This window comes from Micropepsis pineolensis, from assembly GCF_055392125.1.
The window spans coordinates 2,981,306-3,007,937 of record NZ_AP042408.1 but is presented as its reverse complement, the minus strand read 5'-3'; the positions used below and the strand labels follow the sequence as shown (position 1 = coordinate 3,007,937).

The following is a 26,632-nucleotide window of genomic DNA, read 5'->3' as shown; positions in this document are numbered from 1 at the left end:
TTGAGGGCACGACATGTCCAGTGGGGCATTGCCGGAACGACCACGCGGTGACGCAGCGCAGGAACCCTCGTTCGTGCGGAAGGTGTTGATTGTCGCCCTGGTGATCGTGCTGCTTCTGGCGCTGTGGCAGGTCTCGCTGGTGCTGATCCTGACCTTTGGCGGTGTCGTACTGTCGGTTGCCTTGCGCAATCTGTCGGCCCCGTTGCAGCGGTTTTTCCGCCTGCCGGCGCCCCTGGCTTTGCTGATCGCCACTCTTGTTTTTTGTGCCGCGATGATCGGGCTGATCGATTTGTTCGGCACGCTGGCCTCGCAACAGTTTACCGCCCTTTTCCACCGGATTCCGGAAGCCTGGGCTGGTGTGCAGGATTGGCTCAAAGGGATTCCTTTTGGCCGAACTTTACTGGCGGCGCTGCCCAACCCTTCCGCCGGGTTGCAGCGGGTGTTTGAGGTTTTGCCGCTGGCAGGCGGAATCCTGGGCGCGCTGGGCGAGTGCCTGCTGGTGCTGGCGGTCGGAATTTATTTTGCCGCCGATGCGCCAACCTATGTCGAGGGCGTCTTGCGGCTGTTGCCGGTTTCGCGCCGCGCCCGGGCGCGCGAGATCATGCTGGCGATGGGCGAGGCCTTGCGTAAATGGCTCATCGGCATGAGCTTTGACATGCTGTTTCTGGGCGTGATGGTGTTTTTCGGTCTGTGGGCGGTGGGCACCCCCTATGCCTTTGCGCTGGCGGTATTGTCCGGAGCATCGGTGTTCATACCCTATATCGGTCCGGCGATTGCCGTGCTGCCCGGCATGATGCTGGCATTAAGCATCAGCCCCCATCAGGCCCTGCTGACCGGGCTGGTCTATCTGGTTGCCTTGTCGATCGAGGGGAATTTAAGTCAGCCATTGCTGCAGCGCTGGGCGGTGGCGATCCCGCCTGTGGTTAACCTTTTGGCCATTCTGGTGTTCAGTCCGCTGTTCGGCATCTGGGGGGCGGTTCTGGCCACCCCGCTGGCCGTGGTGCTGTGGTTGCTGGTCAAAATGGCCTATGTTGAGGACGTTTTAAAGGATCGCAGCGCCCCGCAGGAAACCGAGCCCTGACAGATCCCTTTATGCGTGTGGTGGTTGTGCCGGGCGATTCAAAGCCCGCTTGCACCTAAAGCCGCCTTCGGCTACAAGCCCACCCTTCGCAGGCTTTTCGGGATGGTCCCGAGGGCTGGCCGGCTATTGATACGCCGTCACGTTTTTAAGGATTTTATCGCATGGCTCAGATCAAAGAAATCTCTATCGAATCCCGCAAGGGAACCGGTAAGGGTCCGTCCTATCAGACCCGTATCAAGGGTCGCCTTCCGGCCATCATCTATGGCGGCGGCGCTGATCCTGAGCCGATTTCGGTCGATGCGGCCGAGCTGACCCGGGTTCTGAGCAAGGGTGGCTTTCTGACCACGCTGTTCAATCTGACTGAAGCCGGTAAAGTCACCCGCGTTCTGCCGCGCGCTTTGCAGCGCGATCCGGTGACCGACCGTCCGGTCCATGTCGACTTTATGCGGATGCCCGCGGGCTCTTCGGTCCGTCTGGCCATTCCAATCGTCTTCAAGGGCCAGGAAGCTTCGCCGGGCCTCAAGCGCGGTGGCGTGCTCAACATCGTCCGTCATAAGGTCGATCTGATCTGCCCGGCCGACAATATCCCGGTTGCGCTCGAAGTCAGCCTGGCTGGCCTCGACATCAACAGCTCGGTCCATCTGGACAAGCTGGCTCTGCCGGAAGGCGTTCGCCCGGCCGACAAGACCAAGGATCAGGCCATCGCCTCGATCGTTGCTCCGTCTGGCACGGCTGAAGCCGCCGCCACCACGACCGACGCTGCAGCTCCGGCTGCCGCTGCTCCGGCCGCTGCTGCTGCCAAGAAGTAATCGGCGCCATCGGGTGCCGAAAGCGGGATAAATGTCTGATACACCGCTGCTTATTGCCGGGCTGGGGAATCCTGGCCCGGACTATGCGCGCAATCGCCATAACGCCGGATTTCTGGCGGTCGATTGCATACACGAGACCTACGGCTTCGGTCCCTGGCGTGCCAAATTCCAGGGACTGATCGCCGAAGGTAAGATCGCCAGGCGCAAGACCTATCTTCTCAAACCCCAGACTTACATGAATGCCAGTGGCGACAGTGTCGGCGCGGCGGCACGCTTTCTGAAGCTGCCCTTGTCGGCTGTCGTGGTGTTCCATGACGAGATGGATCTGGCGGCCGGTAAGCTGAAAGCCAAAACCGGCGGCGGCGATGCTGGCCATAACGGTCTGCGCTCGATCACGGCCACGCTGGGGCCGGATTACCGCCGCGTGCGTATCGGTGTGGGCCATCCGGCGGGTAAAGAGAAGGTGGTCGGCCATGTGCTGTCCAACTTCTCCAAGGCCGACGAGGCTGAATGGCTGGGCCCGCTGCTGAAGGCGATGGCCGATGCAGCCCCCCATCTGGCCGAAAACGACAATATTTCCTTTATGAACAAGGTGGCGGTGCTATTAAGCGCTTAAAGCCTTGCCCGTAACATCACCCCCATAACCTATTGCCAGAGGAACTCGCCTGATGGGCTTCAAATGCGGCATTGTCGGTCTGCCCAACGTCGGCAAATCGACCCTGTTTAACGCGCTCACCCAGACGGCGGCGGCGCAGGCGGCAAATTATCCCTTCTGCACCATCGAACCCAATGTCGGCGATGTGGCGGTACCCGATGACCGGCTGGATACGCTGGCGGGTATTGCGTCCTCGGCGCAGATCATTCCGACGCGGATCACCTTTGTCGATATCGCTGGTCTGGTGCGTGGCGCCTCCAAGGGCGAAGGCTTGGGCAACCAGTTCCTCGCCAATATCCGCGAGGTCGATGCCATCGTCCATGTGCTGCGCTCGTTCGAGGATGGCGATATCACCCATGTCGAAGGCCGCATTGATCCGTGTTCGGATGCCGATGTGGTTGAAACCGAGCTGATGCTGGCCGATCTGGAAAGTCTGGAAAAGCGCATCAAGCCGATCGAGAAGAAAGCCCATTCCGGCGAAAAGGAAGCCAAGGAACAGCTCGCCCTGATGATGAAGGCGGTCACGCTGTTGCGCGAGGGTAAACCCGCCCGTATGGCCGAACTGTCACCGGAAGAACGCGAACCCTATCGCCAGCTGTGCCTTTTGACCGCCAAGCCTGTGCTCTATGCCTGCAATGTCGATGAAGCCTCAGCTGCCGAGGGCAATGACTTCACCGCTGCGGTGCAGAAAAAGGCCGCAGCCGAAGGCGCAGGCGTGGTGGTGATTTCTGCCCGGATTGAAGAAGAAGTCGCCCAGCTGCCGCTGGAAGAGCGTGCCGAATATCTCGAAAGCCTTGGGCTCGCCGAGCCGGGCCTCAACCGGCTGATCCGCGCGGGCTATGATCTTTTGGGGCTGATCACCTATTTCACCGTTGGGCCGAAAGAAACCCGGGCCTGGACCGTGACCCGTGGTTCGACCGCGCCCAAGGCCGCCGGTGTGATCCATTCCGATTTCGAGCAGGGCTTCATCCGGGCCGAGACCATCGCCTATGCCGACTATGTTTCCGGCAAGGGCGAAGCGGGCGCGCGCGAGGCGGGCAAGTTCCGCCTTGAGGGTAAGGAGTATGTGGTGCAGGACGGCGACGTCATGCATTTCCGCTTCAACAACTGAGTGTGGCGTGATGGAAACGATGGCGGTCTGGCGCTTATGCCGTGAATTGAACGTGGTTCAGGCTGCCTTGTTGATGGTGGGCTGCGATCCGGCCGGGCTGGAAATGCATGTCGAGGAAATCGCGCCAGAGGCGCGTCCCGCCGGCTATGTTGCGGCCCGTCAGGCTATCTCTCAGGCTTTGTGCCAGCACGAAATCGACGGCAGCTGGGTACGCCAGCTGCAATATGACCAAAATGGCGACTATATCGGGGTTGCCGATGACAGCGTCGATCTTTTCGAATCCAAAGTTCAGGTCGCTTCGCTGCGGCGCTGGCTGATGGGCCGCGGCGTCAGCGACGGCTTCTTTTTCCCGCACGGGATCGATTATCTCGATCCCGCCCATCCGCGGTATGATGCGGCTCTGGCGGCTGCGGTGCAAAACTGGCTGGCGCAGGACACTGCAAAATAAGCTGTTCCAGCCATCCCGGCAGGAAAAGCCGGTGTCTGATGTGCCATACCTGCATTTTCCGCTTAGCAGCCTGAAAGCTGCCGCATAGCTTTTCACGTCATCGCCATCTTACGCGTGGCAATTTTCTGCTAAGGTTCTGGCCGCAGCTTCCAACCCGATAGTGTAATGCACGGCTTTGCCAACTTCTTTTTGCTGACCTATGCCACACTCTTTCCGCTTATCAGCCCGGTGGGTAATGCCCCGCTGTTCTTAAGCCTGACCCGGTCGCGCAGCGTTGCGCAACGCAATATTCTGGCCCGCCGGGTGGCGATCAACTGCTTCTTCATGCTGCTGGGCTCGATGCTGGTCGGCTCCTATGTGCTGGAATTCTTCGGCATCAGCCTGCCGGTGGTCCGTCTGGGCGGCGGTCTGGTGGTGGCGGCGCTGGGCTGGCAGCTGCTCAATTCCGGTTCGAGCGAGGGGGCGGATGCCTCCTCGTCAAAGCCCGCATCGGACGAGCTGGACGCCTTTTATCCCTATACCATGCCGCTGACGGTCGGGCCGGGCTCGATGTCGGCGGCGATTGCGCTGGGCAGCCAGCGCCCCGGTACGTTCCATCTGTCAGAGCTGTTTGTGATCGGCCCGGCGGCGGTGGCCGGGATTATGGCCGTGGCGCTGACGATCTACCTTTGCTACCGCTATGCCGAAGGTATGGTCCGCCGTCTTGGCCCCAGCGGCACCAATGTGGTGGTGCGCATGTCGGCCTTTTTACTGCTGTGCATTGGTATTCAGATTTTCTGGACCGGCTGGAGCAGCCTGATGGCAACACTGTAGCACGATGCGTGGAGACGCTGTGGTGGTGAAATCGCTATTTTCGTCGTGGCAAGGCTGGGCTCTGCTGTCGGCTGTTTTCGCGGCGCTAACAGCAATTCTGGCAAAGCTTGGGGTTAGTGATCTGCCCCCCGATTATGCCACCTTCATCCGGACGTTGGTTATTCTGGCGCTGACAGGGCTTATTCTCGCCGCATCGGGGGAATGGCTGCCCCTGTCAGCGATTTCTGGTCGTGGCGGATTGTTTCTTGTTCTGTCGGGCCTTGCCACCGGGGCATCCTGGCTATGCTATTTTCGGGCTTTGAAACTGGGCGAGGCATCACGCGTTGCCCCGATTGATAAGCTTAGTGTCGTTCTGGTGGCTATTTTTAGCGTGTTCTTTTTGGGGGAACGTCTTTCCGGCCAGTCCTGGCTGGGAATTGTTCTGATCTCGGCCGGGGCCATCCTAATCGTCGTTCAATAATCTGTACGGGGGTGCGCCCGTCAGGCAATGCAGGAGATTCCTTGCCATGATCGTCCCCACCCTTCAGTTCATCGCTCATGTCGACGTTAATGTGGGCCAACCCATCACCGTGGGGCAGACGCCAGCGGGCCTGCGCCGTGTGGTGCCCATTCTGGGCGGCACCATTACCGGGCCAAAGCTGAATGGCGAGATCTTAAATGCCGGTGCGGATTATCAGGTGATCCGCGAGGATGGTTATTCGGTGCTGGATGCGCGCTATGTCGCCCGGCTGGATAATGGCGAGATGCTCTATATCACCAATGTCGGTGTGCGCTGTGGTGCGCCCGAGGTCATGGCGAAGATCACCCGTGGCGAGCCGGTTGATCCGGCCCTGATCTATTTTCGTACCGCACCAAGTTTTGAAACCCAGTCCGCCGATCATGCCTGGATGTTGCGCAGCCTGTTTATCGCCACCGGCGCGCGTGATCCCGACATGGTGCGGATGGATTTCTATCAGGTCGTTTAAACGCTGGCGTTACAGCAAATTACGGCTCGACCCGGATCAGGTTGATGCCGTTATCCTCGATCATCTTGGCGGATTCGGCATCAATGCCGGTGTCGGTGATCAGGGTGTGCACCTTGGGCAGCTCGCATAACAGATGCGCGGCGGAAACCTTGAATTTGCTGCTGTCGATCAGGGCGACGATTTCATCGGCCTGTTGCAACAGTTTGCGTTCAGCCTGCACCAGAATGATGTCCGTCTGCATCAGGCCGAAGCGGTTCGCCGCCGCCGCGCTGATAAAGATGCGCGAGGCGTGAAAGCCGCGGGTTACCACATCTTCAAACGGGTCGAGCACGATATTCTGTTCACGGAAGACCACACCGCCGGGAATCGAGACCCGGGTGTTTTTCTGTTGCAGCAGTGCGCCGACAATGTGCAGCGAGTTGGTCAGCACCTGCAAACCATAGGGTTCCAGATGCGGGCACATCTTCAGCGTGGTGCTGCCGCCATCAATGATAACGGCTTCGCCGGGGCGGCATAAATCTGCCGCCGCCTTGCCGATGGCTTCTTTTTCCGCGCCATTGCGGTTGACGTTTTCGTGGAAGGGAATGCCCTGCAGGCGCATCGATGCGCTGTCGGATGTGCCGACCGCCCGCGCGCCACCGCGCACGCGCACCAGTTTCTGACTGAGTTCCAGCCGGTCGAGATCCCGGCGGAGCGTTGCCGGAGAGGCTGAGAGCTGGGCAGCCAGATCCTGAAAGGATACAAAACCGTTCTCGTTTATAATGCGTAAAATGACGGCGTCCCGCTCAGTTGCGTGCATTTCCGCTCCGTCTAATGGTCAGATTCATACGGTACTTTGTAACAACTATGCGCAGATTCTCACAGGCGTAATTGTGAAAAATACGCAAGAACCGGAAGAAAAAGTGTCTCTTCCGGTTCTTTTGACAAGGATTACAACGACTCGCGGTAGAGGGTGAGAACGTCACTATCACTCAGTGCGACAGGGTTTCCCGGTGCACAAGGATCCTTTTGTGCCTTTTCGACCCATTGCGGTAATTCACTTTCACTCACGCCGAATTCGGCAAAGCCGCGCGGGATGCCAACCTCTTTGGACAAGGCGCGAATGGCGTCGATGGCAGCCAGTGACGCGGCTTCTTCATTCAGATTGGCAGTGTCTACGCCCATGGCTTCGGCAATGCGGGCAAAGCGGCTGACCGCATGCGGGCGATTGAAGGCGCTGACAATCGGCAGCAGGATCGCATTACAGACGCCGTGGGGCAGGTTGCGCAAAGCCCCCGGCTGATGCGCCATGGCGTGGACATAGCCAAGCCCGGCGCTGTTAAAGGCCAGTCCGGCGAGGAATTCGCCATAGGCCATCATTTCGCGGGCTTCAAGATCGCGGCCATTGGCCACCGCACGCGGCAGCCAGGCCGAGATGATACGAATGGCTTCGAGCGCCGAATGATCGGTCAGCACATGATGCGCCTTGGCGACATAGGCTTCGATGGCATGGGTCAGTGCATCCATGCCGGTGGCCGCCGTGGTCGAGGCCGGAATGCCCAGCATCAGCTCGGGATCATTGAGCGAAATATCGGGAATGATATTGGCATCGATGATGACCATCTTAATGCCTGCTACCGGATCAATGATGACGGCGTTCGAGGTCACTTCGGCTGCCGTCCCCGCCGTGGTGTTGACGGCGATCAGGAAGGCCCCGGTCTTTTTGACATGGCCGACGCCGTTATACAGGGTGATCGGTGCCGGGTTGGCCGACAGAATGCGCACGGCCTTGGCGGTATCAATCGGGCTGCCGCCACCAACGCCGATGATGCAGTCGCAGTCGTTATCGGTAAAAGCCTGATAGGCGGCGCTGACTTCGGCCACGGTGGGGTTAGGTACCACGCCGTCATAGACGGTGGGGGTAATCCCCTTAGCTTTTAAGCCCTCGATCAGCGGCTGCACCACGCCAATGCGGGCCAGCACACCATCGGTGACGATCAGCGGCTTGTGCAGGTCGCGGCTGACAAGTTCGTCCGGCACTTCGGCCAGGGCGCCAGCGCCGCTGATATTGATTTTGGGAAAACACAGACGAAAGGTCATACTCTCACTCCCATGCGTATTGGTGGCTTGCCGCGCGTGGTGCCAATGTGGCGACCACGCGCGTGCCATCAGATGATACCACCACTGACGGTCGAGGGGCGGCGTTCTTTGGCCATGGCAGCGCGCCAGCCACTGTCGCGGAAGGCGGCAATGGGATTGGCCGCACCGTCATTGTCCAGTCGGGCCTTGGCCAGCAGCGGCGTGACATCGACATTGTAGGCCTGACGCAAGGTCTGGAAGGCCAGCATGACGTCATTGCTCTGGCGTGCGGCCTGCAAGGCATCGCGATCGACCAGCAAGGCGCGGGCAAAGCCACCGACAATCGCCTCGGTCGCAGCCAGCAGGCTCTCGATCGGGTCGGTCAGATTGTGCGATTCGTCGATCATATAGGCGGGATCGAACGACTTCGGGTCGGTCAGTTCGGCTTCAATCAGCTCGTTGAAGATCAGGAACAGCTGATGCGGGTTGATGGCACCGGCATCCAGATCATCATCGCCATATTTGCTGTCGTTGAAATGGAAGCCGCCCAGCTTGCCAAATTTGTGCATCATCGCAACGATCTGCTCGATGTTGGCATTGGGGGCATGGTGGCCGAGATCGACCAGGCACTGCGCCTGCGGGCCCAGTTCCTTGGCGACGAGGAAGTTCACACCCCAATCGCTGATCACCGTCGAATAGAAGGACGGCTCAAAGAACTTATGTTCGATCAGCACGCGCCAGTCGGACGGCAACGCTTTGTAGATCGTCTGCGCGCTGTCGATATAGCGTTCGAGCGAGCCACGGAAGCTTTGCTGGCCAGGGAAATTGGTGCCATCACCGACCCAGATCGACAGAGCCTTGGAACCCAGTTCCTTGCCGATGCGGATGCAATCAAGGTTATGTTCAATCGCCTGATCGCGCACTTTGGCATCAACCGCCGACAGGCTGCCATATTTATAGCTTTCGGCCTGACCGGGCTGATCCTGAAAGGTGTTGGAATTGACCGCATCAAAGGCAACGCCAAGCGCGGCGGCTTCCTGACGAAGCGCGGCATAGTCGCTGGTGACATCCCAGGGAAAATGCGTCGCCACGGTCGGGGTGGCACGACTGAGCTGATGCACCAGTGCGCAATCGGTCAGCCGTTCATGCACATTGGTCGGCTCGCCCGCGATGGGGAAGCGGCCAAAGCGGGTGCCGCCAACCGCCGTTGCCCAGCTTGGCACCGCCACAGCAAATTTGGCGACACGTTGCTTGACCGTATCAATATTAATATTACGCCGTGCCAGTTGGTGGCCAAGTGCGTGATAATCGTCCTCGACATTCTGGCGGTGTTTCGCGTTATGCGCCGCAATAATGCCAGCTTCCAGCGGACCCAAGTTGGACATGATTTCCTTCCCTACTCATTTTATTTTACAGATATGTTCGTGGGCGATCAGCCGACGCGCTCCAGTGCATTGGGGGTGCGGGTGGGCAGTGCCATCCGCCAGCGGTCAATCGCTAGTGCCGGGGCGTAAGGGATAACGCCGAAGCGTTTGGCCAGGGCCACGAAGTTCTCGGCCGTTATCGACTGGCGGATGCCCCCCATCGAGATAATCTTGACCAGAACCTCCGCCGATTTTTCGGCGGTATCGATCAGGCCAAAGGCTTCGTCCAGGGTTTCGCCGCTGCCGAACACACCATGGAACTGCCACAGCACCATCGAATGACGGGCCATCAGCTTTGCCGTGGCATCACCAATCGTATCGGTGCCCGGCACCATCCAGTCCACCGTGCCGACGCCATCGGGGAACACCACCAGACATTCGGTGCTGCCTTCCCACAGGGCGCGGGTCATATTGGCGGTATCAAACTCCAGCACATAGCTGAGCGCGATCAGGTTGGTGGCATGACAGTGCATGATGATGCTGCGCGCCTTGCCGGTACAACGCTGTCGGACCTGATGCGATTGCAGATGCGCCTGCAGCTCGGACGTTGGTATGCCGCCGTCTTCAAGCCCCCAGAGAATTTCGTACGACGCCCCATCCGGCTGAATGCGGAAGACGCACAAATTGGCTTTGGGATCGATCTGAATGTTGCGAAAATATTTTCCCGATCCGGTGGCAAGATAATATTGCCCTGCCAGTTCGGGTAATGCTTGCGTCATTGGTTCAATGCGCCGGTTTTGCCAAACTGGCAAATAGGGTTCGACGTCGGTATCGAGCAGCCGCATGGTGACGTTACCGCCGTTGCGCTCGTCCCACCCTTTGAGCCACATGTCTGATGTGGCCTTGACCATTGCCGATATGAACCAGGATTCCTCCGTTGGGGGGCGTATTTGTGGCATTAAATCACCGCTACCTTCCGTAATATGTTCCCGTTATTCGCGATCTTGGCTTTCACGTCGCAATTGTGTGTGCTGTGACAAAATGTGATGCATTATGCGCGAAACTGCCCGATATTTACGATCATCACTTGACATTTTCAATCATAATATCCTAAATCCCTCAAAAAAAAGCAGGTAAGGGGAGGCTCGCGTGCCTGGGTGTATTGTGGTTCTGGATATTGGCAAAACGCTTGCCAAAATAACGCTTTGGTCCTCCGATCGGCGCATGCTCGACCGAAAGACGCGACCAAATGCATCGGTCGCGGCGCCTGATGGTTATGCCAGTCTTGATGCGGCGGGGATTGAGGCATGGGTTGCTGAATCCTTGCGTGATTTTTCCCGTCAGGAAAAAATTGCAGCGATTATTCCGGTGGCTCATGGTGCGGCGGCCTGCATTGTCGCGGATGGGGCGCTGTGCGTGGCGCCACTTGATTACGAGGCGGAGCTGCCTGCCGATGTGCGGGCCGACTATCTGGCTTTGCGTGATCCGTTTCAGCTGACCGGCTCGCCTTGCCTGCCTGCGGGCTTAAATCTGGGGGCGCAGCTGTTCTGGCTTGATCAGATTGCGCCGGATCACGCCCGCGCGGGCACCATTGTGACCTGGCCGCAATATTGGGCCTATCGCTTAAGCGGTGTGGCCGCGACCGAGGTGACAAGCCTGGGCTGCCATTCCGACCTCTGGCTGCCGCTGGAGGGGATGCATTCCCCGCTGGCGGTATCGCGTGGCTGGGCCAGCCGTATGGCCCCCTTGCGCCGCGCAGGCGATGTGCTGGGCACGGTGACGGCTGAGTGGCGTGAGCGCTGCGGCCTGCCGGCCGATTGCGTCGTCTATTGTGGCTTGCATGACAGCAATGCCGCCCTGCTGGCGGTGCGCGGGCATGCGGAAATCGGCTCGCGCGAGCATACTGTGCTGTCGACCGGTACCTGGTTCATTGCCATGCGCACGCTTGGCGCCGGAACGCGGCTTGATATGGGCAACCTGCCCGAAGCCTGCGATTGTCTGGTCAATGTCGATGCCTTTGGCGCACCGGTGCCGTCGGCCCGTTTCATGGGCGGGCGCGAACTAAATATGCTTGAAGGGGCGGCCGAGGATCAGATCAATGCCCGGGCTGCGGCCCGCGCGCTCTATGCCGCGGCGGCCGATATCGTCGAGAGTAATACCTTCGCCTTGCCGTGTTTTCAGCCCGGTGTCGGGCCCGTGCCGGATCGGAAGGGCACATGGATCGAGCGGCCGAATTATCAGCTCGGCCGCCGGGCTGCGGCTGACCTCTATCTGGCGCTGATGACCGATATGTCGCTTGATCTGATCGGCTCGAAAGAGCGACTGGTGATCGAGGGGCGCTTTGCCGAAGACGATATTTTCTGCCGGGCGCTGGCGTCTTTACGCCCCAAGCAGCAGGTTTATCTCATGCCGGCCTATAACAGCGTGTCTTATGGTGCGATGCGGCTGGTCAACCCTGATCTGCCACCGGAAGCGGCCTTGACCAGGGTTGAACCCTTATCCTTCAGCCTTTCGCAATATGCCGCGCGCTGGTACCAGCTGATACAGCAGACCGACGCCGCGGCTTAAAATACAGCCGCGGATCTTTGCATCACGCCACTAGGGTCACGAACTCCTGTAATTTATAGGTTCTGACCCTATTTTGCAGACAGATGGAAAACCGGTGTCAGGGGCCATTCACAGGGCGCCTGATCCGGTTCGGTCTGCATGATATCCGCCATCATTGCCCACCAGCGCCGGTTCACCGGAGAGTCCCGTAAATCTGCGAGCGTATTTGTCCTGTGGCGGGTCATCACCGCAAACAGATGGTTCGAATCCTCGTCAAGAAATATGCGGTAATCGATCACGCCTGCTTCCAGCAGTGCGCTTTTCAGCTCGGGCCAGATCTCATCATGGCGGCGCTTGTATTCGTCCCGGAGACCGGGATGGAGCACCATACGAAAAGCAACAGTTTCCAGATCCTTGGTATCAGACATCGCGTTTCCTCTTCCTGGATTATGCGCGGTTATTGTTCTCATAAAAACGCCGGGCAGAAGACCGCCCGGCGCTGAAGTTTAACCTATACGAGGAGAAATGGCTTAATATTTCAACGAGAAGCCCACGGTGACTGTGCGTCCGCTATTTGCCACGCCACCATCAAGTTTCTGGTCACCATAGGTGACATAACTTCTCGACTGTTCATTGGTCAGGTTGCTGGCATCTATGCGTGCACTGATCATATCGCTGATCCTGTAGCTGAGCGATGAATCCACGCGGAAGGATGCCTCGCCATAACTGAACTCAGTCACCGCTGGCGATGTCCCCATACCGATAACTACCGCACCACTACGTAATGGGTATCCACTGACATAACTGCTGCGGAAGGCCCCGGAGACACGGGCAGACCAGGTTTTGGCATCATAATACACCGTCGTGTTGATGGAGGTTGGTGAAGAGCCCAGCCACGGTCCGATATGATCAGACAGGGTGGTACCGCAGGCCCCACCACCACTTGATGTGGTGTTTACGTCCTGGAAGCAGTAATGCATTTTGGAGTGCACATAGGTGTAGTTTGCCGTCACACCAAAGCCATCAAAGGGGGCCGGCAAGAAGCTTAGCTGCTGCTGATAGTTGATTTCGATACCTTCCAGAATGCCGCCCGGTGCATTGCGATACATCGTCGATGTATAGTCGATGCTGTCGTCGTAAAGATTACGATACTGAACCGAATCTGTTGTGTATTTTGAGGCAATCGCGGCGATCATTGCCGGTGATATTAATTCACTCAGCTTGCCGGTATCGGTCATGGATTGCGGGTTGTTCTTGATCCATTTGACGAAGCCGGAAACCGAAATCAGGCTGCCTTTGCCGAAATACCATTCGTAACTGACGTCAAGATCGTTTGCCCGGTACGGTTTAAGATATGGATTACCCGATGAAATGCTACCCGAAGCCCCTTCCGTCGTGGAAATTGTCACGGAGGTGATGGAGGGCGCCATGTTGCCAAGCAGTGGCCGTGCCATAACTTTTGATGCCGCTGCACGGATCACCATGTCATCGGTCAGGCCGAACACAAGGTTGATGGACGGCAACATATCATCATAATCATTGGTCGCACTGGTGATGTAACCGGTATAGGCATAGCCGGTGGATTTCACGCCGGTTGTGGCGTAACGCAGGCCAAGATTGCCGCGAATATCAATGCCCAGAAGGTCGATGCCGTTAAAATCCGCCTGCAGATAGTAAGACCGGTCATGTTCGGATACGCCGAAATTGGTCGTGACGTTGGCCGATGATCCGACCGAGTTCTTGGTGGAAATGCGCCAGTCGCCATATTCGTTGACGCAATTACAATCGAGGCCAAGATATTTTTCGAATTTGCCGATATCCGGTGCAACAAACTTTGTCGGGGTATCCCCGCCAAGGCCGACGCTTTTGGCATCAAACGAAACTGTCCGGCTGACATCTGCGACCGAGATGCCGACTTCGTCCAGCGCGGGGTTCCAGGTGGTCGAGACGACGCGTGTCGCCCGGCTGGTATCAAAGTCGTAATTTCTGGCGGCAAAACCGGTTCTCAGCGTCAGTTCATCAAACAGGGTGTAGGACCAGTTCGTTGCAATGTTTTTGTGTTTGTTGACGGTTTCATACATGAAGCGGCGGATATCGGAATATCCCTTGATGAATCCCCAGTTGTTAACATCGGCGACATCAAAACCAAAGGACACGCTCTTCAGCGTGTATTTCGAGCCCGACGTGGCGTAAGAGAATGTACCGTCACCCGATGCCGTGCCGCGATCCAGGGTGTCAAAGGAAACATAGGTTCCCACCTGCTTGTTGCGCGAAACCGCCATACCAAACAGGAAGTCCATTTTCAGATTGTCGGTAAAGGCATGCTCAAGGTGGGCAGAGCCCTGTTCAAACTGGGTATCTGCAATGCTTCGGTCGGTGAAGGAGCGGTAATCCATATTGTCGAGCGTCATGGCGCTGACGACATTATTGGTAACCGTTGCGCTGAGAATCTTCGTTGTTGGGCGACCAATCGTGGCAATCAGATGGTTCAGCCCGTTGGGATCGCTGGAATCATATCCCGGCGACGAGCTGTTGCTATAGTAGTCATACACCGACATGGAACTGGATGTGACGCAGGTGTTCGCGGCCTGAATTGCCGTTTCTGTGTGGTCGGCGCAGGTGGCGTAATAGCTGGACAGATTGGTCGACGATGTCGCCGTGGTGAGGCCCGAAACCGTGTTGTTCCGGTTGAAACCAATATCCGTCAGATAATAGTTGGTGGCGTTTTGATGGTAGGATGAGAAAAGTCCATCAATGGTAATAAGTGTGTTGTCGTCAACCTGCCACTGGATCGACGATGTCAGACCAATACGATTTTGATAAAGGTCGTTATTACGCAGTTGTGGTAAGAGCAGTGCGTTAATCGGGCCCGAGCCAACCCAGGTACCACTTGAATTGATCGTGTGACCATAGTTGGTGCCCTCAACCGCGGCATAGGCGTCCGGATCAGAGCCGGAAAGCGCGGCGCAGTAGGCGCTGTTGGTGATGGTTGCGCCCGGAATAACGCCACTCGTCCCGCTACACGATGTTCCCGTGGGGGCGGCAAAGCCGTCACGGGTCATGATCGTCTTCCCGGATGCCGGGGTCGGGGTGCCGGCAAATGTCATCGCGGCCGTACCGACAGCCGAGTAGACATAGTTCATCCCGACGCCGGAACTGAAGGAGTCAATGCTCTGGTGGCGGATGTTATAGGCCATGGAAAACAGGGTGCCGAGGCGCCCGCCGAGCCAGTTGTGGGAGAGTACGGCGGCAACCCGCGGGTTGAACGCATGCCCCTGCTCATAATAGGCATTATTGGCCGAAAGGGCTATTTTGTTGCCGATTTCAAACGGGTGGCCCGACACCAGGCCGATGGTGGCACCAAGCGAGCCTTCATCGGTTTCTGCCGACGGGGATTTTGTCACCTTCAGCGAGCTGAACAGTTCCGATGCGAAGGTATTAAAGTCGAACTGACGGCTGCGGTTCGGGTTGGTACCTGCGTTGGACGAACCTGCTGTCGACAAGGCTTCCATGCCGTTGATGGTGACGCGGGTGAAGTCTGCCCCCAGGCCGCGGATGGAAATGGTGCGGCCTTCGCCGTTATCCATGTCAACCGAGACGCCGGGAAGCCGCTGCAGCGATTCCGCCAGATTGGCATCGGGGAATTTGGCAACGTCTTCGGCGTTAATCGCATCGACCATCGAGTTCGACATGCGCTTGGTCGCCAAGGCACTTTCGAGCGAGGCGCGATAGCCGGTGATCACGATGGTTTCAATCGTGTCAGTTGACTGGGCGTACGCATCGGACATGCCGGCGGTTAACGCCGTAAAGGCTGCTGTGGCGACAAGAATACGCTTAAGTGCTGTGAGACCTTGGCTGTTTTCCTGCACGCCAATTTTCCTATTGGTCACTGTTTTCCCTTTCCTGGCGGGCACCATTGGGTGCTCCGCTCCTCTGCCTGAATTTTTTGTTATTTTGGGCTTTTGCCCGCAGCGCTTTTAAAAGCGCTGACCGCTTGCCATTGTGGCCGCGGTCAGATTGTTTGCCTTTGAACCATCCCCCTTACGAAGCTTTGAGAGCTCCGCTCCCCCCATTTGGTTACCAAAGTTAGCCGTTTTTTTTCGCTTATTCGTGCTTGTAAATGCTGTTTAACTGTCAGAAATGATCGATAATGGTATTTTTATGGCGCAATATTTTCATTATATGATACCAATGTCAATTATTTGAGAGGGGAAATATTACGATTGGTTGCATATTGTAACACTTTGGTATGCATTGTGACTAAAATGAGCGGGGATGCGTGCGTGGGTCGGGTGTCGAAAATGAGTAAATGGGGTATCCGAAGTCTATCTTTGGTTGTGGCAGCGTTTACCATTGCCGTGCTGGCTCCCCATAGCCTGTCTTGCGCCGCTGGATCTCCATCCGGAATCCGTAAAACCGATCAGAATCAGATGCTTTACGCCGATGACTTTGATGGCGGGCTGGGGCAGTGGCGGGTCGAGCAGGAGGGGGCCGGTACGGTTCGTACCCAGGATGGGATGCTGGATATCGATGTCGCCGCCGGGGTTACCGTGTGGTTAGGTCAGGAGCTGCACGGATCGGTTATGATTGAATATGATGCATTAATGGTGCATTCCGGTGGTCCGAACGACTTTGTCAGTGATCTGAACTGTTTTTGGATGGCGACAGACCCACGCCGTTTCAGTTTTTTTCAGCCGTCGCGCAGCGGAAAATTCGCTGATTATAATACACTGCTGACATATTATGTCGGCCAGGGCGGCAACCGGAACACAACAACACGCTTCCGTCGCTACATCGGGGATGACCGCGCTCGTCCTTTGTTGCCGCAGAATGACCTGTCATCGCCGGATGTGCTGTTGCAGCCTAACCGGTGGCAGCATATCCGTCTGATCGCGGATGGGGCTAATATCCAGTATTATCGCGATGGTGTGCGCCTGTTCGACTATTCCGACCCGCACCCCTACACCCATGGCTATTTCGGTTTGCGGACAACGGCAAATCATATGCGTATTCGGCACTTGCGCGTGTATCAGCTGAATGGTCGGTAGTTTTCTATCCCTGTCCAAACGCGTGTCGGGGTGGCTTTAAAGCTACGCCGCCCGTGGTTTATAAAATTTTACCCAATTGTTACAGGTGATACATTTTTGCCAGTATTGCGCGATTATGGTGCAATCTGGACATGTAATTTCTTGACTCCCCCACTATTAATGAGAGTATTTCGTTACAAAGAGTCAATAACAATCACAAATCATCTAAAACGATAAGATAACAATAAAAAGTACAGGGAGTTAAGCATGGTTAAGGCTCGTTATTCTGGGCTTAAGGGGGGGGCATCCCTTGCAGCCTTGGCAGCTTGTATTTTTGCCGTTGGTGGTAGCGTTTTCGCGCAGGATACCACGCAGGAAATGGAAACCGTTGTGGTCACCGGCATCCGTGCCAGTTTGCAGTCGGCGATGTTGGCCAAAAAGGATGCCAGTCAGGTCGTTGATGCCATCGACGCCGAAGGCATCGGCAAATTTCCCGACAAGAATTTGGGCGAGGCGCTGCAGCGCGTCACCGGTGTGCAGATTACCCGCCAGTATGGCGAAGGTAATATGGTCAGCATCCGTGGTGGCGACCCCAACATGACCCGGGTCGAGATGAACGGCACCGGCGTGCTGTCGCTGACGGTGGCCGGTGGTGATCGGGCGGTGGATTTTCGCGATCTGCCGGTTGAGTTTGTTTCGCGCTTGGAAGTGGTCAAAAGCCCCACGGCGGATATGACCGAGGGTGGTTTAGGCGGTACGGTCAATGTGGTGACCCGGCGCCCCTTTGACACTATGGAGCCGTATATCGCCGGTTCCATGCAGGGCGTCTATTCTAATCTGGCCCATCAGGTCGATCCGGTGGTGGCGCTGATCGGTAGTCGACTGTTTTTCAATGATACCGTGGGGGTGCAGCTTTCACTGCAATGGTCCCAGCAGCATCTCTATGATGACACTGCCAATACCACGGGCTGGCTGCGCCAATCCAAGGTCAAGGCGGCAGACGGTCTGCCAGCCAATGCACAAGGTTCTGATTTCAATAATGATGGTACGCTGGACTGGTATCCGCAGATCCCGCGTTACATCAACAATATGCGGATTGTCGGGCGCAAGGCGCTCAGCAACGTCATCGAATTTCGCCCGTCTCCTACCTTTAAAACCTATATCGACACCAACTACGCTGTCGCTAAGGAAAATGATAACAACCAGTATCTGCAGTTGGGTGCTAACGACGGGGTGTTCGATTACACGAACACGACCGTTGGCACAGATAACACGGTTTCCCATCTGGTTCTGACCAGCAATGGTTCAAACTATGTTTCATCCTCGACCTGCAGCAGCAACAACACGACGGCGGGCTGTCTGCCGCTCGATCTGACCTATCGTACGATTCTGGGTGGTCTGAACCGGACCCAGCTGACCGAAGCGCTTGGCTTTAAATGGGATGTTGATCCGCAGCTGACGGTTGCCGGGCGTTTTGACTATGGTCACGCCAAGGTGGCCAATAATGTCGTTACCATCACGGCAACGGCGTATGGCTTGAGCGAGGCGATTGTTGACTATACCGGCAAGTACCATGCGCCTAATATTCAGCTGCCGGGGCTCGATACCACGAGCGGCGATAACGTGAAGACGCTGGACTATGAATGGTCGCCTGAGGTCAATAATACCCGTGAAACATCCGAAAAAATGGATTTCGACTATAAACCCGACTGGGCGACATGGCTGAAATTCAAGGTTGGCTATCAGCGCCATGAATACCGCACCAATCAGACCTACAGCTTAAAGCATGTCGAGCTGAGTTGCCGTGGTGGCACCAGTTCAGGGTACTATCTGATCTATAAGACCGACTGCGCCACACTGGAAAATATTGTCAACACCACGGCCAAGGTGAACAAGATTCCGTTCTATGCCACCGGCGATCTCGGTTTCAGTAACAACATCCGTTACTGGAACGAGATGACGATGGCCACCGGTAAGGCGATTCAGGCCGCTGCGGTTTCTGCCGGCGCCACCGATACGGATCCCTATGATTTGACCACCACCAATCCCAATTCCGGCTATAACGGGACCTGGGTCAGTTATCTTGATAACTGGACGGTCAGTGAAGCCACTAATGGCTGGTATGGCCAGGCGCAGTTTGATTTCCCTGATTTCTATGTTCCGGTCAGTGGCAATCTCGGTATGCGCTTTGTCGATACCAACACCCGCTCCACCGGCTATACCAAAAACACCTCGGGTTCGACCGTCACCTATCCGACGGACTCTATCAGTGGCGGCTATAATCAGTTGCTGCCGTCTGCCAACCTGAAGGTCGACATCATTCCTGACGAGCTGATTGGCCGTTTCGCCTTCGGCAAGGTTATGGCCCGTCCGGCGCCATCCAACATCGCCATCAAGCGCAGTCTGGATATCGTTGGTTTGACCGGGTCCGAAGGTAATCCCAGTCTGAAGCCGTTCCTGTCGACCGACTTTGATGCCGGGCTGGAGTATTATTTTGGCGGGGTGAATTTTGCCTCGCTGACCTTGTTCCAGAAAAAGATCACTCGCTTTATTGAAAATACCTCGACGTCGGAAGTCATCGAAACCGGCAGCGGCACCTACACTTACAGCATCACGCGGCCGACTAATAATTCCAATCCGGTGACCATTAATGGGCTTGAGGTTGGCCTGCAATACGCGTTTGACTGGCTGCCCGCACCGCTGGATGGTGCTGGCGTTACCGCAAATGCAACCTTCCAGCAAGACCATGGCTATGATGCCGTCAATCAGATCGATGGCTCCGATCTGACATTCCAGGGGCTGTCGCGTACCAGCTATAACGCGTCGGTCTATTACGAAAATCACTATGTCAGCGCGCGGCTGTCCTACAACTGGCGCAGTCACTGGCTCAGTGCGGCATCGGGGCGTGGTAATCTGCCGGAATTCTTCAAATCCTATGGCCAGGTCGACGCCTCGGTCAGCTTTAATATCACCGAGGATGTTTCGTTCTTTGTCGAAGGCACCAACCTGCTGGATGCACAGATGATCGAATATAATGCCCCGGCCCGCCCGATCCAGCTCGAGACCTTCGGTTCGCGTTATTACTTTGGTTTCCGCGGTAAGTATTGACCGCGGGTGTTCTAGTCCCCTGATGTACTCAGTGAATGCGTAACCCAGACATACTTATGGCGGGCTTTATCAGCCCGCCATTTCTTTAGGTGTTCGCTTTGATGAGTGATTATGGCCTGGTCCTGGCAATCTCTACGGCATAGACCTGAGATGCCCCGCCCAGCATATTGGAGCGGAAGAACAGCCATTTGCCATCAGGCGAGAAACGGGCATTGGGTTCCAGCCGGTAATCGTGATCCTTCATGTTGACCAGCTTTTCAGGCTCGAAATAGCCGGTATGGATCAGGTCGTCAGCGTTTGGGGCCTTGGCCCCGGCGATATCGTCGGCAATGTGGTGCGGGTGAAACAGATAGAGCCATTTGCCGTCCGGCGCATGGGCTACCATTTCATTGTCGCCACCATCCCCGGAAAACAGTGTGCCGTCGGGCGAGGTGTTGTAATGCACCGACCATTCATTGCGCTGCAAATGGTACCAGCTGCGTTTGCCATTGGCCAATTCATAGCCGGCAACCCAGAAATCTTCGCCGCGTGGGGTTTGCAGATCGTACCACACCGTTTTGCCATCAGCGCTGAACCATTCGTGCCCGGCGATTTCCATGTTCATAGTGCGGGTATGTAGTTTCTGCGGTTTTGCATCGGCCTTGTCGGTGCGGATCAGCCAGATACGGTCAACTTTGTGCCAGGGGCCTTCGTGGCAATAGAGCAGCTGGCCGGGATCGGTTGGAGAAAATTGCAGATGGTTGAGCCAGTCCGTCGACTGGGTGACGGTTTTACGCGCCCCGGTCTTTAGATCGACGGTAAAAATCTCCATCGGTATTTTGGCTTCCAGCCGCTGATTCATGCGTGCTTCTTTGCCCAGGGCAAAGGTCAGTGGTTTGCCATCGGGGCCAAGCACCGGGGTTGGCGAATCAACTGGCAGTCTCTTGTTGGGTGGCTGGATCATGCCATCGTGACCAATGGTGACGGTATGGTTTTGCTCCTCCACCCCGGCGATTTTGGTTTCGTCAGCATTGATGGTTTGAATGGTGCCGTGCTCGATATGCACCAGTTTGTGGGTTTTTCCGCTGTCGATATCGGCGGTGAAGATATCCTTAGACGCGGCGGAATTACTGTCGCCGACTTCATAATAGACCTGACGACTTTTGCGCCCGACAAACAGCAGATGGACCTTGCCAGTAACAATGGTTTTCAGCGCGTGGGTCTTTAAATCGACCGCCGCGATGCCATCCGGTGTGGTAATGACCATCTTATCACCTTCGGGTGTGATGGCATTGAAGTTGAAATACATGCTGAGACTGCCGGGCTGGTCGGTCAGCCGTATGATGCGGTGACCTGTCGCAGGATCGACCCAGTCACGCGGCAGATCTGCCGCCATAGCACTTGCGAGCGATAGAGACAGCCCCGCCAACAGCCAGCGCATTTTTGCTAGATGTTTGTTACGCAATAGAAAATTCTGCTGTGCGCACATACGTGTTTCCCCTTAAATTTTCTTCCTCTTTGGCGTGATTGGTACTGTTCCATATTATGAGAAGCAAGTCCGCGGTGGTGTTTTGGCTTTCACAACTTTTGTGATGCGTTTTTGCGCCTCAGGGCTCTGGTTTTTGAATCCCATATTATGGTAGCTTTCAGTATAAGTTGAAAAACAAGGCGTTCGCCGGGGTGGCGCCTGAAAAGCGATGTAACCGGAAGCGGGCATCGGGGGGAGTGTTTGGCCGTGAAGTCCGTTTTTGGCAGGGGGCCGCGAAACGCCGCCATCAATCGCCGCAGCGTGCTGCAGGCTGGTTTGGTGGCGGCGGCTTTGCCCGCAGTGATGCCGTCTGCACTGGCGGCAGATGCCGCGCAGTACGAGGTGATTGCACTGTGGCCGGGTGATCCGCCCGGTGGTACGACGCATCCCATCACACAGAAAATTACGCCGCGTGGGCCGGGGGCGTATGATCGCGTCATCGATGGGGTCAACCCGCCAACGCTGGCGTTGTTTCGTCCGGAGCGGCCCAATGGCACGGCGATTCTGCTGGCGCAGGGTGGCGGCTATGTCCACATCGCACAAAGTACGGCGGTGATAAAATCCCTGACCGATAAGGGTATAACAGTGTTCGATCTGTCCTATCGCCTGCCCGGTGATGGTTGGCAGGTTGGACCGCTGGCTCCGCTACAGGATGCGCAGCGGGCTTTGCGCCGCATCCGGGCGCGTGCCGGGCAAGATGGAATTTTGCCGGGTCGCATTGGTGTGATGGGTTTTTCTGCCGGTGGCCATGTCGCCGCATCCCTGGCCACGCGTTTTGGCTTTGCCGCTTATGATGCGGTGGATGGCGATGATGCGTTGTCGGCCCGACCGGATTTTGCCTGTTTGTCTTGCCCGGTCATCACCATGGAAGCGCCCTTTGCCCATGGTGGTTCACGTCAGAAGTTGTTGGGGGCTGCCCCCACGGCCGAGACAATGGCGCTCTATTCCTGCGAAAAGCAGGTTAGCCGCGATACGCCGCCCTGTTTTCTGGTTCACGCCGATGATGATGGCGTTGTTCCGGCAGACAATAGTCTGAAAATGGTTGCCGCCTTACGCCAGGCTAAGGTTCCGGCCGAGCTGCATCTGTTCCGCGAAGGCGGGCATGGCATGGGAACCAATCTGGCCAAGGATTTGCCGGCCTCGACATGGCCGGCACTGCTGTTCGCCTGGATGGAACGCTACGGCTATCTGGGGCCATCACCACAAAAAGCGTGAGAATCTGCCACATTTAATGACGCGAAGAATAAAAGTCAGGGAGTAACCAGTGCCAAATCTTGTTCATGGTATCGAAGCGGCCACCGTCCGCCAAACAATCGAAAAGCTCATCAGCAATCTGGTCGACATCAAAGACAGTGACGGCAAATTTCTGCTGCGGCTGGAGGATGGCCGGGTCATCGACACCAAGGGGTGGAATGATTGGGAATGGACCCATGGTGTTGGCCTGTTCGGCCTGTTCAAGTTCTGGGAACTGACCGGTGATGCGCATACCCTGGAAATTATTCAGAAATGGTTCCGGGATCGTCTGGCCGCCGGTACGCCGACCAAGAATGTCAACACCATGGCGGCCTTTCTGACCGGTGCCAATCTGGTTGAGCATGTTGGTGATCGCTCGTTAGTACCATACCTTGATGTCTGGGCCGAATGGGTGATGCGCGACATGCCGCGTACCGAAGAAAATGGCCTGCAGCATATCGTTTTCAACAGCGTCAACCCGCAGCAGATGTGGGATGACACCCTGATGATGAGCGTATTGCCATTGGCCAAGATCGGTCTGTTGTTCGACCGGCCTTTGTATGTCGAAGAAGCGCAGCGCCAGTTTCTGATCCACACCAAATATCTCGCGGATCGCCAGACCGGGCTGTGGTTCCACGGCTGGACGTTTGATGGGCGGCATAATTTTGCCAATGCGCGTTGGGCGCGCGGTAATTCCTGGGTGACGATTTCGATCCCGGAATTCATCGAGATGCTTGATCTGCAACCGGGCGATCATGTCCGCGAATTCCTGATTGAAACCCTGAAGGCGCAGGTGGTTGCGCTGGCCAAATATCAGGATGAAGGCGGGCTGTGGCACACGCTGATCGACGATCCGACCTCGTATCTGGAATCCTCGGCGGCGGCGGGCTTTGCCTATGGCATTCTGAAGGCGGTGCGCAAGGGCTATCTCGATCCGCGTTTTGCCGAGACCGGGATCAAGGCGATCAAGGCCGTGCTGGCCAATATCGATGCTGATGGCGAGTTGAAGAATGTCTCCTTCGGCACCCCGGTGTTCGACACGCTGCAAGGCTACAAAGATGTTGCCCTGACGTCGATGCCCTATGGCCAGGCAATGGCCATGCTTGCGCTGACTGAGTTTTCAACGCTTTACATTTGATCGGAACGTCCATGGCTACGCGTGAAGTTCGTCCTATTCACTATATTGCCTATGGTTTAAGCGATATCCTTGGCGCCGGTTCGATGGCCGTGGTGGCCGGTTGGGTGCTGTTCTTTTATTCAACCTTCTGCGGTCTTTCTGCTCTGCAGGCATCAGCGATTTTTGCCATTGCCCGTCTGCTGGATGCCGTGTGGAGCCCGCTGATCGGTCACGTTTCCGATGCGTTGAGCGGTACGGCCCTGGGGCGGCGTTTCGGGCGGCGGCGGTTCTTCCTGCTGCTCGCCTTGCCGCTGCTGCCGAGTTTTGCCTTCATGTGGGTGAGCGGGCACAGTTTTCTCTATTACGTTTGCACCTACGTCTTTTTCGAGCTGACCTATGCCACGGTCATGGTGCCCTATGGCACGCTGGCGCCGGAAATGACCGACAATTATAAAAAGCTCAGCATTTTCGCCGGTGTGCGTATGCTGTTTGCACAGGTGTCGGCCATTCTGGCAGGTATTTTGCCAAAGCTGATCATCACCGCGCTGGGTGGCAAGGATACGCCGGATACCTTCCTGTATATGGGTATCATCTTCTCGGTGCTGTTTATACTGGTCGTGCTGACAACCTATCTGTTCAGCTGGGAGCGGGCGGATGATGCCCGCACGGTGAAGCGTAACACCAAGCTGATTGATGTTTTTGCCGGGCTGTATCGCAATGTTGGCTCGACCATGCGGGTACGGACGTTCCGCCAGCATCTCGGCATGTATCTGGGCGGATATATCTGCCAGGATGTTTTCAATGCGGCCTTCACCTATTTCGTGGTTTTCGCCATGGGCAGTTCTGTCGCGCTGGCCTCGACCATGATGGGGGCAATGGCCTTTTCGCAGCTGATTGCCGTGGCGGTGTTCATTCCGCTGATCCTGTGGCTGCAGCCTGCGCCGTCCTATCGTCTGGCCTGTTTGTTTTATATCGCCGGGATTATCGGGCTTTTCGCGCTGTATCATTTCCAGCCCGCTCATCTGACGCTGCTGCTGTATATTCCGGTGCTGATTGCCGGCTTCGGCCGTGGCGGTCTCAACTTCATTCCGTGGAACATCTACAATTACATTGCCGATGTTGATGAAGTGGTGACGGGCCAGCGCCGTGAAGGAATCTTTGCCGGTGTTATGATGTTCACCCGCAAAACCACTATGTCACTTGCGGTGGTGGCGGTTGGCCTCATTCTTGATCTGGGTGGGTTTGTGTCCGGCTCGACCACGCAAAGTGCGGCGGCGGTTGATACCATTGTGACCACAATGGTGGTGGGGCCGCTGATCCTGCTGGTTTGGGGCATGTGGGTGTCGCGTAACTTCATTCTCGATAAACATACCCATGCGGTGCTGTTGTCAGCGATTGTCCGCTTCAAGCAGGGCGAACGTAGTCCGGCGTCCGCTGAAGATAAGCGGGTTATCGAGACGATGACGGGTTGGTCCTATGATCACTTGTGGGGCAACAATACGATGGTGCGTAAACCGGATACGCATGAAAAAGACGATTTCGCCGCTGCTAAGGCGCAACATGCTGAAATTCGTTAAACTATTAGCTGTCGGGGCGGTTATGCGTTACCGCTGCAATTCAAAGTGGTGCGGGTGTCGGTTTCGTCCCTGTGGGTGCGCCAAAGTGCGGCTGGCCTTTACTTTGCCGGGGCCGGGCAAGATAATTGGCGTGACTTGCGGTAATCTTAACAGCGGGGCGCTGGGGTAGTTAGATTATCGCGCTCTATTTTATGGATCACAGGGATTTAAGCTGCCGCGTTCCTGCATGTTACGCGTATCCCGAAAAAATAAAGATGGTGTCACGTTATGGTAATCAAACGAGCGAAGAAAATTACGCCACCAGATGCTCTGGATGAGATGGAGCCCGCTCGGCTGGGCAGCCAGACGCTGTTTCGTGGACTGGATGTGGTCGAAGTGGTTGCCGAAGGGGAGATCCCTTTAAGCGATCTGGCCGTCCGGCTGGGGTTGACGCGCAGCACCACGCATCGGCTGGCTTCTGCCTTGGTTGACCGGCGCTATCTGACCTTTACCCCGCGCAGCGGTTACAGTCTGGGCCCCAAGCTGATCGAGCTGGGCTACAAGGTGCGTGATAAGCTCGATTTGCCCAAAGTGGCGGCGCCTTATTTACAGGAACTGGCCGCCATTACCGAAGATACCGTGCAGCTTGGTATTCTCGATCGTGGCCGGGTGCTGTACCTCGACAAGGTTCCCGGTAAGCGCCGGGTGTCGATCAGCTCGCGTATCGGTGAAGTGCAGCCGGTGACCATCACCGGTCTGGGTAAGGCCCTGATCCTTGACCGCAGCGAAAAGGAATGGCGCCACTATTTCACCAGTGAAAAGGGTGAAGGTCTGCGCCGTCAGCCATATGAAGAATGGATGCGGCGGATGCGCAAATATGTCGAGACCGGTTGCGCGTTTGATCTGGAAGAAAATGAAGACCGCATCCGCTGCATTGCAGCGCCGGTGCGCGATGTTGAAGGGCAGATTGCAGCGGGAATCAGCGTTTCCTGCGCTGCGCAATATATGGACGAAACGCGCATGAAGATCCTCGCAAAGGAGGTTCTGCATTGCGCGGCACAGATTAGCCGGGATTTGGGCTGGTCGGGACCGATTGCCAAACCGGTCCCCAAAGCCGAGGGCAAAACCGTTTTGGAAAAGAAGAAAAAAGTCGCTCAGCCTGCGCGTAAGACTAAGGCGCGGGTTGGGCGTTAGCCCGGCCATCGCCAAACGCGTAAGGCGCCGGGGGGCAAA

At 56.6% G+C, this 26,632-nt stretch carries 22 protein-coding genes; 15 read left to right on the top strand and 7 right to left on the bottom strand.

The window, feature by feature from the left end; all coding sequences use genetic code 11:
* The first annotated feature begins 13 nt into the window (after window positions 1-13).
* The 8 genes from ACZ5RI_RS13420 (at window position 14) to ACZ5RI_RS13385 (ending at window position 5,882) form a co-directional block, all read left to right on the top strand.
* On the top strand, window positions 14-1,081 hold the full coding sequence (locus tag ACZ5RI_RS13420; RefSeq protein ID WP_464513708.1) for an AI-2E family transporter: 1,068 nt from the start codon (window positions 14-16) through the stop codon (window positions 1,079-1,081).
* Window positions 1,082-1,242: 161 nt separating this feature from the next.
* On the top strand, window positions 1,243-1,890 hold the full coding sequence (locus tag ACZ5RI_RS13415; RefSeq protein WP_464513707.1) for a 50S ribosomal protein L25/general stress protein Ctc: 648 nt from the start codon (window positions 1,243-1,245) through the stop codon (window positions 1,888-1,890).
* A gap of 31 nt (window positions 1,891-1,921) precedes the next feature.
* Entirely contained in the window at window positions 1,922-2,506 is a 585-nt protein-coding gene (pth, locus tag ACZ5RI_RS13410; protein WP_464513706.1) for an aminoacyl-tRNA hydrolase, read from the top strand.
* 52 nt (window positions 2,507-2,558) lie between these two features.
* Complete coding sequence (gene ychF, locus ACZ5RI_RS13405) at window positions 2,559-3,656, top strand: redox-regulated ATPase YchF (protein WP_464513705.1); 1,098 nt, start codon at window positions 2,559-2,561, stop codon at window positions 3,654-3,656.
* Window positions 3,657-3,663: 7 nt separating this feature from the next.
* Entirely contained in the window at window positions 3,664-4,104 is a 441-nt protein-coding gene (locus tag ACZ5RI_RS13400) for a hypothetical protein (protein ID WP_464513704.1), read from the top strand.
* A 165-nt stretch (window positions 4,105-4,269) separates the two neighbouring features.
* Window positions 4,270-4,917: a MarC family protein gene (locus ACZ5RI_RS13395; protein WP_464513703.1), complete on the top strand. Its 648-nt coding sequence runs from the start codon at window positions 4,270-4,272 to the stop codon at window positions 4,915-4,917.
* Window positions 4,918-4,942: 25 nt separating this feature from the next.
* On the top strand, window positions 4,943-5,377 hold the full coding sequence (locus tag ACZ5RI_RS13390) for an EamA family transporter (RefSeq protein WP_464515605.1): 435 nt from the start codon (window positions 4,943-4,945) through the stop codon (window positions 5,375-5,377).
* A 46-nt stretch (window positions 5,378-5,423) separates the two neighbouring features.
* Window positions 5,424-5,882 carry a DUF3237 domain-containing protein gene (locus ACZ5RI_RS13385; RefSeq protein ID WP_464513702.1) on the top strand — a complete coding sequence of 153 codons (459 nt, stop codon included), beginning with the start codon at window positions 5,424-5,426 and terminating at the stop codon, window positions 5,880-5,882.
* Between the two features lie 19 nt (window positions 5,883-5,901).
* Here the strand turns inward: ACZ5RI_RS13385 and ACZ5RI_RS13380 are convergent, their stop codons facing one another.
* The 4 genes from ACZ5RI_RS13380 to rhaD form a co-directional block, all read right to left on the bottom strand.
* Complete coding sequence (locus tag ACZ5RI_RS13380) at window positions 5,902-6,681, bottom strand: DeoR/GlpR family DNA-binding transcription regulator (protein WP_464513701.1); 780 nt, start codon at window positions 6,679-6,681, stop codon at window positions 5,902-5,904.
* Window positions 6,682-6,812: 131 nt separating this feature from the next.
* Entirely contained in the window at window positions 6,813-7,961 is a 1,149-nt protein-coding gene (locus ACZ5RI_RS13375) for an iron-containing alcohol dehydrogenase (protein ID WP_464513700.1), read from the bottom strand.
* A gap of 68 nt (window positions 7,962-8,029) precedes the next feature.
* The gene (locus ACZ5RI_RS13370) at window positions 8,030-9,325 is read right to left on the bottom strand and encodes a sugar isomerase (RefSeq protein WP_464513699.1); all 1,296 of its coding nucleotides are present in this window, start codon (window positions 9,323-9,325) and stop codon (window positions 8,030-8,032) included.
* 47 nt (window positions 9,326-9,372) lie between these two features.
* Entirely contained in the window at window positions 9,373-10,263 is an 891-nt protein-coding gene (gene rhaD / locus ACZ5RI_RS13365; RefSeq protein ID WP_464513698.1) for a rhamnulose-1-phosphate aldolase, read from the bottom strand.
* Between the two features lie 190 nt (window positions 10,264-10,453).
* On the opposite strand from rhaD, the gene ACZ5RI_RS13360 reads away from it, so the two are divergent.
* Complete coding sequence (locus ACZ5RI_RS13360; protein ID WP_464513697.1) at window positions 10,454-11,872, top strand: FGGY-family carbohydrate kinase; 1,419 nt, start codon at window positions 10,454-10,456, stop codon at window positions 11,870-11,872.
* A 68-nt stretch (window positions 11,873-11,940) separates the two neighbouring features.
* On the opposite strand, the gene ACZ5RI_RS13355 is transcribed toward ACZ5RI_RS13360, so the two are convergent.
* The gene (locus tag ACZ5RI_RS13355) at window positions 11,941-12,261 is read right to left on the bottom strand and encodes an L-rhamnose mutarotase (RefSeq protein WP_464515604.1); all 321 of its coding nucleotides are present in this window, start codon (window positions 12,259-12,261) and stop codon (window positions 11,941-11,943) included.
* Window positions 12,262-12,381: 120 nt separating this feature from the next.
* Window positions 12,382-15,741: a TonB-dependent receptor gene (locus tag ACZ5RI_RS13350; RefSeq protein WP_464513696.1), complete on the bottom strand. Its 3,360-nt coding sequence runs from the start codon at window positions 15,739-15,741 to the stop codon at window positions 12,382-12,384.
* A 411-nt stretch (window positions 15,742-16,152) separates the two neighbouring features.
* Here ACZ5RI_RS13350 and ACZ5RI_RS13345 point away from each other — a divergent pair, with 411 nt between their 5' ends.
* Together ACZ5RI_RS13345 and ACZ5RI_RS13340 are read left to right on the top strand one after the other, a co-directional pair.
* Window positions 16,153-16,899: a DUF6250 domain-containing protein gene (locus ACZ5RI_RS13345; RefSeq protein ID WP_464513695.1), complete on the top strand. Its 747-nt coding sequence runs from the start codon at window positions 16,153-16,155 to the stop codon at window positions 16,897-16,899.
* Window positions 16,900-17,145: 246 nt separating this feature from the next.
* Window positions 17,146-19,986, top strand: a complete 2,841-nt coding sequence (locus ACZ5RI_RS13340) for a TonB-dependent receptor (RefSeq protein WP_464513694.1) — start codon at window positions 17,146-17,148, stop codon at window positions 19,984-19,986.
* A 109-nt stretch (window positions 19,987-20,095) separates the two neighbouring features.
* Here ACZ5RI_RS13340 and ACZ5RI_RS13335 read toward each other — a convergent pair whose 3' ends face one another.
* On the bottom strand, window positions 20,096-21,454 hold the full coding sequence (locus tag ACZ5RI_RS13335; RefSeq protein ID WP_464513693.1) for an oligogalacturonate lyase family protein: 1,359 nt from the start codon (window positions 21,452-21,454) through the stop codon (window positions 20,096-20,098).
* A gap of 246 nt (window positions 21,455-21,700) precedes the next feature.
* Between ACZ5RI_RS13335 and ACZ5RI_RS13330 the strand changes: the two genes are divergently transcribed.
* The 4 genes from ACZ5RI_RS13330 to ACZ5RI_RS13315 all read left to right on the top strand — a co-directional run bounded on the left by ACZ5RI_RS13330 (window position 21,701) and on the right by ACZ5RI_RS13315 (window position 26,593).
* Window positions 21,701-22,708, top strand: coding sequence for an alpha/beta hydrolase (locus tag ACZ5RI_RS13330; RefSeq protein ID WP_464513692.1), 1,008 nt, complete (start codon window positions 21,701-21,703; stop codon window positions 22,706-22,708).
* A 49-nt stretch (window positions 22,709-22,757) separates the two neighbouring features.
* Entirely contained in the window at window positions 22,758-23,864 is a 1,107-nt protein-coding gene (bglB, locus tag ACZ5RI_RS13325) for a beta-galactosidase BglB (protein WP_464513691.1), read from the top strand.
* A gap of 11 nt (window positions 23,865-23,875) precedes the next feature.
* Window positions 23,876-25,420 carry an MFS transporter gene (locus ACZ5RI_RS13320; protein WP_464513690.1) on the top strand — a complete coding sequence of 515 codons (1,545 nt, stop codon included), beginning with the start codon at window positions 23,876-23,878 and terminating at the stop codon, window positions 25,418-25,420.
* A gap of 267 nt (window positions 25,421-25,687) precedes the next feature.
* Window positions 25,688-26,593: an IclR family transcriptional regulator gene (locus ACZ5RI_RS13315; RefSeq protein ID WP_464513689.1), complete on the top strand. Its 906-nt coding sequence runs from the start codon at window positions 25,688-25,690 to the stop codon at window positions 26,591-26,593.
* Window positions 26,594-26,632: the final 39 nt, after the last annotated feature.